General features: G+C 36.7%; 1 protein-coding gene. It reads left to right on the top strand.

Annotation, left to right across the window (positions count from 1 at the left end):
- Nucleotides 1–330 precede the first annotated feature (330 nt).
- Nucleotides 331–693, top strand: coding sequence for a hypothetical protein (locus ACQEXU_RS21940; protein ID WP_427012298.1), 363 nt, complete (start codon nucleotides 331–333; stop codon nucleotides 691–693).
- Nucleotides 694–910 lie beyond the last annotated feature (217 nt).

Genomic DNA, 910 nt, shown 5'->3' with positions numbered 1-910 from the left:
GCGGGAGCAAACTTCATGATTATCGCATCTCACTGTTTTTATGTTCAGAGGTGTCGCACTTCGTACTTGAATCCAAGGCATATAACAAAGCATTCAAGAGGGATTCACAACGCTTGGCAATTTTGGTTTGAACTAGCTTTAGTGTTTACGGCACAATGGTTTAATCCGGGTGGTGGCGTTGTTCACCCCTTAATGCGGCGTTAGGCGATTAGGAGATACATGATAGGAATATACGATTTATGGGCGTCTTCAGTGTTCTGGATAATCACGCTATGTGTATTTTTAACTCTTCTTACAATCCCATTTTATCAGTGGAGGAAAAGAGGTGTAGTGGTAACTGTATTACTTTGTACTGCTGCTTTCAGTTTTCTATCGCAATTTCTATTGGGCTACCTAATAAAAAATGAAGTATCAAATCTAATTAGTGAAGACAGTTTTGTAGTTGGAACTTATGAAGATTTTGACAATGAAATGCTTCTTAACGCTTTAAAGAATAAGCAATACATAAGTACTCATAAAACTCGACCATTAGAACGGAGTAATATACGGATAATTGTTCATCTTGGGGAATTAGAACTACAAGTTGCTCAAGATTCCAAGTATCCATATTTATATTGGGTTTATTATCCTAAATATCGTTATAGTAGTAGAAATGAACTTGGGAAAGTACGGATAAAACAATATGAACAATAATCGCCTAACAAAGCATTTAAGAGTGACTCACAACGCTTGGCGATCTCAGTTTAAACTTGGGTTTAGTGTTTAAGGTGCAGTGGTTTGGGTTAGGTGTTTAGCGTTGTTTGCACCTTAATGCGGCGTTATGCAAACAATACTGGTCGAAAAATGGAGAGTGAGAAATAAATAATGTTTGGTTCGATATGGAATTTATTTCAACAAGTTCAGATTCAAG

This window comes from Vibrio sp. TRT 21S02 (genome assembly GCF_050113675.1).
Classification (GTDB): domain Bacteria; phylum Pseudomonadota; class Gammaproteobacteria; order Enterobacterales; family Vibrionaceae; genus Vibrio.
This window is presented reverse-complemented; position numbering and strand designations above follow the sequence as displayed.